This window comes from Cytobacillus oceanisediminis (assembly GCF_003182355.1).
In the GTDB taxonomy this organism is placed as follows: Bacteria; Bacillota; Bacilli; order Bacillales; family Cytobacillaceae; genus Cytobacillus; species Cytobacillus oceanisediminis_A.
The window spans coordinates 1-12047 of sequence record NZ_QGTW01000032.1; the positions used below are offsets into that span (position 1 = coordinate 1).

The window sequence follows — 12047 nt, forward strand, 5'->3', positions numbered from 1 at the left end:
GAAATTTAATTGTCTTTTTTAAACTACCTGCCCCTTTGTTCAAAAGAAAAAAGCCGCCTATATTGGCAGCTGGATCTTCAAGTAACGCACCCGTTAGCTTAATAAAAAACCTCTCAAGATTATTTAAAATTACTTGGAATTTTAACGAGAACATAATTTCCAGTCCACATTTGAGTGGTTGCAATTAATCTCCTTCCGTCTTTTTCAAAGAACAGACCAGCACCATCTTTTTCTTTAAATTCCCATCCATTTGAACCAATCATTTGTTTTATATTTTTATCAGCAATCGAAATACCTTTGTTCTCACTACTTGTAATATACCAAGCAGAATCGCCTTCTACTGCAATTTCTACTATTTTACTTTCCGATTCTTTTAGTTTATCAATTGCTTCTTTTGCTGATAAATTCTCTATTGGTAGAGAGGGATAGTATAATTTATTTACAAATATGAACACAGCAATAATAACTATTACAATACCTAGTATAAATCCAGCCTTTTTCATCTAATTACCCCCTTATTGGTTTCAAATCAAGGTATTTTATAAATCCTTTCTCAACTAACCTGCCCCGTTTCTACAATAAGGAGTTCAACATAAAAGGGCATTAATCCTGCTTGGATCAACACCCCCGATAGTTTACAATTTTCAACAACCTCTGTTAACTTATCTAAAAACTTTGATTATGTGTAAAAATTATACTTTGACATCGTACAAAGTATGGAGATTATTTCAAAAAATAAAAATGCCATTTGATATTTTAACTCATTTATTCATTGAGTTCATTAACTGGAAGAAGTATTCAGGTTTATGAGTCTTATTTAGGCTATACCAAGAATCTAATGTATCTGGTGCAAATACATCTAATTTTTTCAGTACTTCCATCGCAAATTCCAGAGGAGCTATTCCTGATGCAGTAACTAAATTCGCATCAGATACCGCAGATCCCACCTCATAAAACTTTTCTCCTTTATAGTTAGGACATACCATTTTAGTGTATTCTAAATTATTACTTGTATGCTTTCTAGTATCTAAGTATCCCATATTCGCAAGGGCCTCAATTGCACCACAAATTGCAGCAACAATAGTACCAAGCTTTAAAGCTTGTCCAATTCTTTCCAAGATAGGTTGATGAATTTCTTCATTCCAAGTAGTCCCTCCTGGTAAAATTAAAAGATCTTTATTCTCAAGAGTACATTCATCAAGGGAAATATCTGGTTTTATGCTCAGTCCTCCCATAGTAGTAATCATTTCTTTATTAGCTCCTACTGTAATTACTTTTAAAGGTACTAAATCTTTTTTGAAATATCTTCCTGAGTTTAGTTCAGCAATTAAATATCCATATTCCCAGTCCGACATTGTATTAAATACATATAGAAAAACTTTTTTTGTTTGCATCCAATAACACTCCAATCATAAATTTTATAGTTTATTTTTTTACACATCAAAAGCAATCCCACCTAAAAGAACATACGTTCACTTAGGGATAAGTGTATACCATATTTAACCAAAAGTCTATTTCTTATTCAACTAACCTGCCCTTTTGTACAATAAAAAAAGCCACCTGAGATGATAGCTGGATCTTAAAGTATTGCACCCGTTTGTTGAATAAGAAAAAGCTGCCGCAATGACAGCCCAGTTATTAAACTCTTGCACCATTTAGTTGACGAACGGACTTGACTCCCATTCCTCTCGTAAAAGCCCCATCCTGATTGAATCATAATACTGTCCGTTATAATAACGGCACTTTCTTAACCTTGCTTCCATTCTCATTCCAAGTTTTTCTCCGACCTTGATCATCCTTTCATTTCCCGACCAAGTGGTATAACCTACTCGAACCAATGGTAAGGTAGTAAATAAATGATTTATCCAAAGGCGAAGAGTTCTCGTGCCATAACCACCGCTCCAGAATTTGGGGTTATATATTACTATTCCCATTTCGAGCCAATTTGAAGGTTTATGTTCCCAATAATAACTTACTGTACCTATAACTTTTCCATTCACTTCAATAACCCAAGGACTGTCTTGTTTTACAATTTTTTCTTTTCCATTTATATAATCTTCATATGGAATGTGCTTATGTTCGAAGTAAGGAGCATCCCATTTTTTCCATTCTGGTAATTCTTCCTTATAAATTAGTTCCCATAGTATTGGTAAATCTTCCTCATTAATTGGTCGAATAATTAATTCATTTTCCTGATAATACACTGGTCTTCCTCCGTATTTACAATATCCTTATTCTAATACTTCTCTAATGTACATTGTTTTTCCTTTATAAAGATTTACCCTTTTGTTCAACTTACCTGCCCTTTTGTTTAATAAGATAAAAGCGCCTGATTCGGCAGCTGATCCTTGAACATAAGCACCCGTTTGTTTAAGTACATTTATTCACAATCTTAGTTTTAATACAGGAATGCTGCCCCTTTAGCCACTCATGCAGCGCAATACACGCGCTGCACCACAGAGAATGAAAATGGCGATACCCGTCTATAATGCTTAATGGCTGACGAAGAAGGTCGATACACTATGGCGCATTAGAGCCCATCCTTTAGTCTGACTCCGACGATCACGGTGTACCACTACTGTTGCGCCCTAAATGGGTAGCACTCATGGGAGATTAATCCTTATTCTGGTCGTTGGGTCAGCCCAACCATATTACTTTTTATAGAAGGAAGGCACTTAATTACGTATTTCAACTTAATATTAATCATTTATAAGGCTCAGCCTTTTTTTAAAAACATTTTTACTGGGTCAATTTTGTTATGCTCTTTTCGAGCTTTTGAGCTTTTTTATTTTAATGGGAGTTTAATAAAAAATGAAAAGCCTTCTCATTCGAGAGGACATATTTTTTGCAATTAAAAAACCAACCATCGGGAAACTGGTTGGTTTCTAATAAGGAGAAGCAAAATGAAAGCTATACCACATAACTATCATTCACCCATGTGTGTCCTGGCGGTATCACACTACCCAAATTCTACCTTATTTTTCTTAGCTAGTCTGTGTATTTTCTGTGAACGTCAAAAAGGTAAATCATCCTTTATAACAGGTTGTATCTGTTTAACGTCCTCAGTAATGTCATTTTCCTCATTCCAGGTTACTTTTTCAATAATGGTTTCTCTGCTACTTGATTCTTTGATTTGTTCTTGAATCCACTCATAAGCCACTATTGCCACAGCAAAATTTGCATCGTCCTTAAATTCACGATCACTCACAAAAAACTCGCCACGCCGTAATCCTCTGCTTCCAACAATGTTCAATATTGTTTCAATGATTACTTTCATATTGCACACCTCAACAAAAGAAGTTTATGTCACTATTATAGAACGTACATTCCCTTTTGATGCAAAAAAAGAACCATCCATAATAATTGTGGTTATGATAAATATTCAACGAATGAGAAAGCTGTTTTTTAATCTTCTTCAACTAAAGCACCCGTTACTTTAAGTGTATTTAATCACATAACAAATAGAATATCCAAGATGGATATTAAAAAATTTACACAAAGTCCAATCTAGGATTTTTATCATTTTTCACCAATATTTATATCAAACAGATAATCAGATGATTCGGTACCTTCGAAGCTTTCTTGTGTGATATTTCCTTTATCATCTCTTTTCTCTCCCGTTTTCTTAATTGCAAATGTTGAAATATAATAGCCTTCAACTGGTAACTGTTCATCATCTAATAATTGTATTTCTCCATTTGATATAAAAAAATGAGTTCTATTTTTTATTGCATAATTGATTCGTTCCCCTGTACTTTGTATCACATAGGAGGAAAAGTCACCCTTTGCATGAGTAATTTCTTTAATATCAAGAACATTAAGATTTTCAAAGAAATGGTCAGCTTCTATTAATCGGTTGTATTGGAGCCATGTATCAAGCTGACTATTCGTAACTTGATACCTACTCTTCACAATATCATATCGAATTTGATAAAGATTATAGCTATTGCCATTTTGTCCGAGTAGCTGCCAGCTTAAGTCTGTAATACTACCATCTTTAACATAGTTGACTTCAAAATCCTCAAGCCTTAAATTGTTGTTCTCTAGCTCTAATTCTTGCTTTACCTGTTCATATTCATCTTGAAAGTTCATCGTATATACTGAACCAAGTTCATGTTCGATAAATATTGGGCGGCTTTCCCATTCATGAATGGCAAATGGCAAAATCCAATGGACTAGTATAAATGCAAGAACACCAAAGACAGATGCCATTCGTTTTACATTTACATTTAACTTAGGTCGAAAAAATAACAGGTAAACTATAAACCCAATAGGAAATGGAATTTGATTGAAATTAAAAGCAAATGAACCTAATATAAAGTATCCAATTATTTTTAACGGAAAATAAGATTCTGCTTCGTCCTTTTTCCACGCTAAAAATAAGAAACTAACAATTAATATAACTGTGTAAATAATAGCTGCCATTTTTACCCCTTATCTGGTAGGAAAACTCCATATTTGTTTGAAATCCGAGCTTAACAAAGCAAGCCTAAGTATAATATTCCTCTTTGTTTATGTCACTTCCTTCTTCAACTATACTGCCTGTTAGTAAAATAAGAAAAGCCGCCTTAGATGGCAGCTAGTTCTTTAGGTAATGCTCCCGTAAGTTTGAATAAACAATCTTAATCCTTTACTTCTATTTTTTTTGCTTTAGCTTGGGCAGGATATGATTCGTTAATACCTCCATCAATCAATACTTCGACTTTGTTACCTATATTTAAGCTATTTATTTCATCACTACTTAGGTAAATAAGGGAAATCCCTTCCCTATTCAAATCTGATATTGATTTTTCTTTAATCACTTTATATTCTTCTGATGTAATATCTTCAGCAACTAATATCCTGTTTTCTTCAACTTTAAGTATATAGCCTTCTGTTTTTGAATCTGTACTTGTTGATGTTCCTGTAACTGTTGGTGTCCCTTTATCTATACACCCAGTTATAAATCCAATAAAACTCAACAAGGCTATACTTGTACAAATATTACTAATTTGCTTCATTTTATCACCCCATAAGATTAGACGTGATATTTTCAAAATAGTTCCATCTTATTGATCTATACTGCCCCTTTAGTTGAAGAAGACGATATCCATACCAACTGTGTAGCAGTGCCAAAGATAAGAAAAAACAAGGGAATTTTCTTGGGAAGGTTGGGTTTTTCTTCAAAAATTGTTATCCTAATAGAAAATAAGTTAAGAAAGGGTTCTAAGAATTTATGTTAAAAAAAGCAGGTATTCTTATTCTAGGATTCATTTTAAGTTTCATTACTTTTCGCGTGCCTATGAAAGAAATGTGGTTTAACAGTGGTTTTTTTGAGGTTTACACTTTCTGGATTTTAGTATTAATTCTTTTCTCCTATAATTTTGAAAAAGAGTAGTAAATATATAGTGAAATAGAATCAATCAAACTTCCATCTGTATACATTTTTGGGTTTTTAAGGTATATTTCTGGATGGAGGTGGGGTAAATGAAAAAAAAGATTTCATTTTTCATGGTTGTATTACTACTAGCTTTATCATCAATATTTATTAGTCACCCTCTGGCTGCTAATAACAGCAGTACTGACGTAAATATTGAGTATGAGAAAGATGGTAGAGTCAAAGGATTCAAGAATGCAGAGAACATGAGCGATAAGGCTCTGAATGAGGTTTTAGAGAAAATTGGATTAACAGAGGAAAGTATCGAAACACTTAGCAAACGTGAGAAAGTAGATATTGTAAAACGAGGCGGAAAAGCAATTGATCTTCAGGTTAAAAGCGCAAAAACCTATTATGTTTCTTTAGATGGCAGCCGTACTGAATATACGGAACAAAATGAAGAGATAATCAAAGAAAAAAAATTAGCAGATTTAAAGAAATACAATGAGATGACTGGAGATTCAAAATCGATTTTGGAGCTTTCTGGACCAGAACCATTGATGATTAATGAATCACAAGATATGGTTACCGCTTCTACCACTGCAACAGGAGCGCTTCCTCCTATTAAGACGGAGCCTAATGGAGACCTGGAAATATGGCAACAAGTTTTGTATCTCGGTCCATGGGACGGTCATATGAATTATAAATACATTTCAAATGCTTCTTGGTATGATGCGCCTTTTAATACCAAAACAGATGCTTTTGCAACGGCATTTGATACATTTGCAGTAGCAAAAGCTGATTCCTTTCAAGCTAACTGGTTCCAGGATCAAGCTGTGCCAGATGGAAATGGGGGAATCACGTATATTACTGAGGAAAAACAACTTTCAGCTGATACAGATTCTTTTAAGCTATATGGACATGGCGTAAAGGTTAAAATAGGTGAGGGATCTTATCAAAATATAAGTATGTCCAGAGAGGTCTTAGTAGGTACGAGTCATATTGGTGACCCAGCTTATATTTTAACCAAATACCATCATACATATGGAACTATAACTGGCCTTGCCATCAATATCGGTCCAGCTGCTATTTCCTTTGAAGGTGCTTGGGGAGACGATACTATTTTAGAATTTAATTACACCTACGGTGATGTAAATTCATGGGATTTATAAAAAAGATCGAGCCGACAATTTATCGGCTCGATTCTTTTGATTCATATTATTATGTTGTAATTTTAGAATTCAATCTAACCTTAAGTAAGCTCAGCAAATTTATTAAAATTACCTCAAAATAGTTACTGCTCAAAAATTGTTCATAATTTTTATCCGTTACCTGCAAAGATTGTACGGCCTCTATAACTAATTAAATAATGTTTTCCCGTCAGCCATAGAATGTTAATAATCCCTTTTTACTGCTTATACACCTTCTGGGAAAACTAAGAGAAATTGCATACAAAAAATATTTCGGGGAAGTCAGTATAAAGGACATTGTCATTTTAGACAAGCGTTGGGAACTTGTGGGACACACTATAAAGCAAGTAAAAGCAAATTGCATTGAAGGAAAATAACCTAGGGATTCAAGAGCGAAGAATTCATCGCTTATATTATGGCGATCCAAATGCTCTGTTGATAACGTAAAAGGCACTATATAATCTAATTCCTATGCCAAAGCATAAGAAAAACGCTGAAATTCTCAGCGTTTATATTTGAATTAGCAGCACGATGAATTTTTTATCTCTATTTTAACTGGCTGAGTTGTGCAGCAGGATGACTCAGTCTCCATTGATTCAACATCAGATTTTGTATAGAAAAATTCCCACTCGTTTCCGTCTGGATCCGTTACCCAAAATTTATCTTGCGTGGCATAGCAACAAGTAACATCCATTTCTTCACGGGCGAAGAATCCCAGTTTTTCTAACCGTTCTTTATGCTGGAAAACTTCTTCCTGATTTTCGACCTGAAAACCAAAATGTCCCACCTGGTTTCCTGAAACCTCATCCTTTAAATTCAAGGTAAAGTTTAGACCTGGGTCTTCCAGTAAAAACTTTACATAATCTTCTTTTACTTTTACTGGTTCAGCATTAAAAACTTTTGAGTAGAATTCAATTGATTGATTTAAGTCCGTTACATTTATTCCAACATGCACTTTCATAATTGAACACTCCTTTGGGATCTTTAAGATTGTTTTTTTATATTAGCAGCAAGAGGACTGTTGTTCATCAGATGTGCCGCAGCAGGAGTCATCTTGTGTTGTTTCCACCTCTTTGGTTTCTATATCACAGCAACCAGATGATTTAGCGGATTTGCCAGTAAACTTTTTAATGAAATTCATTTTTAACAGCTCCCTTATCGGTTGATGATATTATAAATCAATTTTTTTTGATTTATAATCAAAGTATATTAGCAATTATTTCTAAATGCAATCATTTTATCAAAAAAAATTGATAAAAAATTAAAGAAGATAACTGTAATGGGTTAACTATGATGGATTCAACCAGGTCATGGAGAATTCCAAAAGCTGTTTCTACTGGTTCCCAGAAAATATTTTCTAAGTTGTCTTCGGGAGTATGGATGCCTCTCTGACTGAATTAGCACAACTTTACTCTTTAAGTCCTCTTGAGCCACCTCATCCCTATCTTTCACAACGATTAAATTTCCTTTCAGCTTGCTTCCATCAGGATGGGAATATCTTGACACTTCTCCATAATCGATTCGGTGCCTCAGTTTTCTTTCGCCTACCCTAAGAACAACCTCACCCTTTAGTCGGGCTGCAAAAATATCAAACCTTGAAAAATACCCATCTTCCCCTGCGGGCTTAGCACCCAAAGCACTTAATTCTTTGGCTAGGTATTGGGCAGCAAGCTTGGCTCGAGGTGAACCAGATAACCGTCCTCCTGTTTCCTTGGATGTTAAAAATGCTAGATCCTTAATTAGATTTGCTTTTATTGGAGAATCATCAACATGAAACTGCATAAAAAACCACTTCCTTAACATCAATTTTTTTTGATGTTTTAATCATACAGTTAACAGACAATTATGACAATAGACTATTTTCCTTTTTAATCAAATTATTTTGATTTTGATGATTGACATATGAAAATTTTGGATTTATGATTAATCTATCAAGAATTTTTGATTAAAGGAAGGTGAATGCAATGAAAACGGATATGATAAACCAAAATCAGTCGATGGATCACCTATTGGAATATTACGAGGATAAATTCAAAGCAATAGCGGATAAAAAGCGACTTCAGATAATGAATATCTTAACCCAGAAGGGCTCCATGTGCGTGTGTGATCTCGCTCCCCTTTTAGAGATGAGCCAATCAAAACTGTCCTACCATTTAAAAATATTATTGGATGCGAATATCATCAAAAAAAAACAAGAGGTACTTGGAGTTTTTACGAGCTAAATCAAGAAGAATTAAATCACTTATTATCACCAGAGTTATGCTGCCTGTTTAAACCTACTTGTTGCTAATTTTTTTAAATTAAACATCAATTTTTTTTGATTAACAAGGAGGAAATCAAGATGGATTATTACAATTATGAATTGATCTTAAAAACAAAACAGCAAGAAATTGAAAGGATGTCAAATGAAGCCTGGAAGTTCGCAACATTGAGGGAAGAATCCTTTTTCAGCAAGCTAATCAGAAAATTTTCTTCAGTGAAGAAAACAGCAGAACCAAGCAAACAAAATCAATGCATTTGCATTTGCGATTGTTAGGAGGAATTGATAATGTTAATGGATACTCTTAATAGTTTTCTATATATTGCATTGGAATTGACGGTTCTTTTCATTGGGATATCATTCTTGATTAGTCTGCTGCAAGGATATATTCCTTATGAAAAAATTGAGAAAAAGCTGGCTGGCAAAAATAAATTGATCGCAGCGTTTGCAGCCATACTCTTTGCCTTTATCACTCCATTCTGCTCCTGCTCAACCATCCCTGTTGTAGTGAATATGTTAAAAAGGAAAATGCCGTTTAGCATTGTAATGATTTTCTTGTTCGCCTCCCCTGTGCTTGATCCCACTATTTTAACGATTATGGGCGTGGTTTTAGGATGGAAAGTGACTATTATCTATACAATCCTAACCACAATCTTTTCTATCATCATTGGCTTTACTCTTGAGAAGTTTGGATTTGAAAAGTCAGTAAAAAATGTTGTGATGACAGGGTATGAAGAGAAGACTAAGAAATTTAATCTTCAATTGGCTGTCAAGGAAACACTTGATTTAATGAAAAGTGTTTATCCCTATTTATTAGTAGGTGCAGCCATTGGAGCCTTCATTCATGGTTTGGTACCTACTGAATGGATCTCAAGTTATTTTGGGAAAGATCATTGGTGGCTGATTCCGATAGCAGCAATTGTAGGCATTCCTTTATATATCCGCCTATCCAGTATGATTCCAATTTCTCAAATTTTGATTGCAAAAGGTATGGCATTGGGACCTGTTATGGCAATGCTCATCAGCTGGGCGGGTTCCAGCTTGCCTGAGGTTGTTCTTTTAAAATCCATTTTTAAGAAAGAACTCGTTTTCACATTTGTCTTTTCCGTTTTTCTCTGTCCACCATTTCAGGTTTTATTTTTTACCTTGTTTAATATCCGACTAGTATGTATTTATCAAAAAAAAATATAAAAATAAGACCTTCACCAAGGTCTTATTTTATTTAGGCACTGCTAAACATTACTACTGATATATTGACAAAAATAAAGAATATCAACAAAAAATTTTATGGGAGCACTTTTTAAATTATTCTTGTATCGTCTTGTTGTATAGAAAACCATCTAATAATCTGTTGAGAAATAATATCCATCAATTTTGAGAATTCAAATAAATATTCGTTTGGACATTCATCGCCCTTTAAATCATAGTTAGTTTTTGCATGTGCAAACATATTCCTTGTAGAGGAAATCGAACTTGCTATTTCTTCAAGAGCTTTTTTTTGTTCCTCTAAATTACTTTGTAAAGTTATTTTATTTGTTTTCTTAAGGAATTTAGGAGCGATATTTACCAGTTCAAAAATATCACAACAAGTTTCAATAGTTATTTTAAATGCGAGATAATCCTTACGAAGGTTTCAGTGATCTTCGAAAATTTTCCCTAACTCTAAAACATAACTTGCATCGGGAGATAACGCTCTTGAACTAGATAATTTTGAAACGGTTTTTTCAATTAGGTCTTTACGTATGACAGTTTGAGAAACATATTCTATTACTCGACTAAAAGTAAGTATTTGTTGCTCAGGGAGATTCGTGTTGAATGCAGATTTATATATTTCTAATAATTCCTGTATTCCTTTACCTTGAATTAAGGGTCTTAGCTTTATTCCATTATCAGCCTTATTTAACTCTTCTTCTTCATCCCAAAATTCATATTCCCACGGATTAGAATAAATCTCCAAATCCAATGTTGATTTTAATTCAAAAAAGTAGGAATTAAAAATGATATCTAAATCTTTTTCTTTTACAGCGCTCTCACTGGAAATGCGAATAAAAATATCGTCTTCGGCTATTGGGGGGACATATTTATTATACATACCCTCTATTGTTAGCCGAAGGTTAAAGCTATTCATGACAGTCTCTATATCAACCTTATAGCTATTATCCTGGATAATAATTTTTGTTCCTAAATCCATATCAAAAAATGCTGATTCAATAAAATTATTGTGTGATGTAGTTATCCGCATTAATGCAGTTTTTTTACTGAGCAATTTATAATCATCAATGAGTTTACTATTCTTGGCTTCTTCTACCATGCATAAAATTTCGGACAATTTATAATTACCCTCTAATCCATATTCACTTCTCGGTAATATTAAGTCAGTAGGAGTTTCATATGTAAACAGTATTTGTTCGAGATCATCCTCACCATCTTGGATTAGGGCTTCATACGCATACTCTTCTCCATCAAAATAGCAATCTATCTCATGATCTTGGCAAAATCTCAATAACTCCTCAATTTCTTGTTTTAATGTTTCTGGTTCAAATACTACTGCCATTTTATTCACCTCATATTAATTTTATCATATTCTCAACCTCGTTTTGGCAGAAGAAAAAGGACCTTGAATAATCGAGTAGAGGGAAAATAAATGTATTATTTTCGCCCCTCTCACAACACCGTACGTACGGATCGCGTATACGGCGTTTCAATTTATATCACAGTGTGAACTTTTAGATAATGTTCTAAAGCAGAGGGGACTCCCCTCTGCTTTAGTCTATTGTTTGAGATTGCTCTTTGGACGACTTTTGATAATCCTATGTATCGGTAACCTTTTCGACAGTAGATTAATCCTTTCGCTTCTTCCTCTGGAATCCCTAGCTGAATAAGCGATTTGATTTGTTTCTTCGCTACTTTCCATTGTTTCCATATGATGACCCTAATTCTGGAGCGAAGCTTATTGTCTATTCGTTCAGTCACCTTTTTCATGTTTGCCACTCTGAAGTAATTTACCCATCCAAGTATAACTTGTTTCAGTTTCAATATTCGGCAGTCTAGTGAACACTCCAGTTTCGTTTTGTCAGTTGTCGAAGCTTCCTTTGAAACTTCTGTACCGAACTTGGATGAGGTTTCACTTGATAACTCTTGTTAACAATGTCGTAATAATACCCAAATCCTAAGAATTTTAATTCTTTTGGACGTGAGATTCTACTCTTCTCTACGTTGACTATCAGACCTAATTTCTCTT

The 12047-nt window shown here is 34.0% G+C and carries 12 protein-coding genes and 2 pseudogenes; 4 read left to right on the top strand and 10 right to left on the bottom strand.

Features of this window, described 5'->3' with window-relative positions; genetic code table 11:
• Positions 1-119 precede the first annotated feature (119 nt).
• The 6 genes from DFO73_RS28040 to DFO73_RS28065 all read right to left on the bottom strand — a co-directional run bounded on the left by DFO73_RS28040 (position 120) and on the right by DFO73_RS28065 (position 5000).
• On the bottom strand, positions 120-503 hold the full coding sequence (locus tag DFO73_RS28040; protein ID WP_110067937.1) for a hypothetical protein: 384 nt from the start codon (positions 501-503) through the stop codon (positions 120-122).
• 258 nt (positions 504-761) lie between these two features.
• The gene (locus tag DFO73_RS28045; RefSeq protein WP_110067938.1) at positions 762-1394 is read right to left on the bottom strand and encodes a type 1 glutamine amidotransferase family protein; all 633 of its coding nucleotides are present in this window, start codon (positions 1392-1394) and stop codon (positions 762-764) included.
• 261 nt (positions 1395-1655) lie between these two features.
• The gene (locus DFO73_RS28050; protein WP_110067939.1) at positions 1656-2204 is read right to left on the bottom strand and encodes a GNAT family N-acetyltransferase; all 549 of its coding nucleotides are present in this window, start codon (positions 2202-2204) and stop codon (positions 1656-1658) included.
• An 809-nt stretch (positions 2205-3013) separates the two neighbouring features.
• Positions 3014-3277 carry a hypothetical protein gene (locus tag DFO73_RS28055; protein WP_110067940.1) on the bottom strand — a complete coding sequence of 88 codons (264 nt, stop codon included), beginning with the start codon at positions 3275-3277 and terminating at the stop codon, positions 3014-3016.
• A 242-nt stretch (positions 3278-3519) separates the two neighbouring features.
• On the bottom strand, positions 3520-4425 hold the full coding sequence (locus DFO73_RS28060; protein ID WP_110067941.1) for a hypothetical protein: 906 nt from the start codon (positions 4423-4425) through the stop codon (positions 3520-3522).
• A gap of 197 nt (positions 4426-4622) precedes the next feature.
• Complete coding sequence (locus DFO73_RS28065; RefSeq protein ID WP_110067942.1) at positions 4623-5000, bottom strand: YobA family protein; 378 nt, start codon at positions 4998-5000, stop codon at positions 4623-4625.
• 466 nt (positions 5001-5466) lie between these two features.
• Between DFO73_RS28065 and DFO73_RS28070 the strand changes: the two genes are divergently transcribed.
• Positions 5467-6528 (top strand): hypothetical protein, encoded by a 1062-nt coding sequence (locus DFO73_RS28070; protein WP_110067943.1) that lies wholly within the window; start codon positions 5467-5469, stop codon positions 6526-6528.
• A gap of 538 nt (positions 6529-7066) precedes the next feature.
• Here the strand turns inward: DFO73_RS28070 and DFO73_RS28075 are convergent.
• Together DFO73_RS28075 and DFO73_RS28080 are read right to left on the bottom strand one after the other, a co-directional pair.
• Positions 7067-7510: an ArsI/CadI family heavy metal resistance metalloenzyme gene (locus DFO73_RS28075; RefSeq protein ID WP_110067944.1), complete on the bottom strand. Its 444-nt coding sequence runs from the start codon at positions 7508-7510 to the stop codon at positions 7067-7069.
• A gap of 344 nt (positions 7511-7854) precedes the next feature.
• Positions 7855-8328 carry a hypothetical protein gene (locus DFO73_RS28080; protein WP_110067945.1) on the bottom strand — a complete coding sequence of 158 codons (474 nt, stop codon included), beginning with the start codon at positions 8326-8328 and terminating at the stop codon, positions 7855-7857.
• Positions 8329-8510: 182 nt separating this feature from the next.
• Between DFO73_RS28080 and DFO73_RS28085 the strand changes: the two are divergent.
• The 3 genes and pseudogenes from DFO73_RS28085 (at position 8511) to DFO73_RS28095 (ending at position 9960) form a co-directional block, all read left to right on the top strand.
• Positions 8511-8836, top strand: a pseudogene (locus DFO73_RS28085) (ArsR/SmtB family transcription factor).
• 51 nt (positions 8837-8887) lie between these two features.
• Positions 8888-9082, top strand: a complete 195-nt coding sequence (locus tag DFO73_RS28090; protein ID WP_110067946.1) for a hypothetical protein — start codon at positions 8888-8890, stop codon at positions 9080-9082.
• A 12-nt stretch (positions 9083-9094) separates the two neighbouring features.
• Positions 9095-9960 (top strand): annotated as a pseudogene (locus DFO73_RS28095) (permease).
• 479 nt (positions 9961-10439) lie between these two features.
• Here DFO73_RS28095 and DFO73_RS28100 read toward each other — a convergent pair.
• A complete protein-coding gene (locus DFO73_RS28100) occupies positions 10440-11360 on the bottom strand; it encodes a hypothetical protein (RefSeq protein ID WP_110067947.1) in 921 nt (306 codons plus the stop codon).
• Between the two features lie 152 nt (positions 11361-11512).
• Positions 11513-11842, bottom strand: coding sequence for a group II intron maturase-specific domain-containing protein (locus tag DFO73_RS29560; protein ID WP_258310092.1), 330 nt, complete (start codon positions 11840-11842; stop codon positions 11513-11515).
• Positions 11843-12047 lie beyond the last annotated feature (205 nt).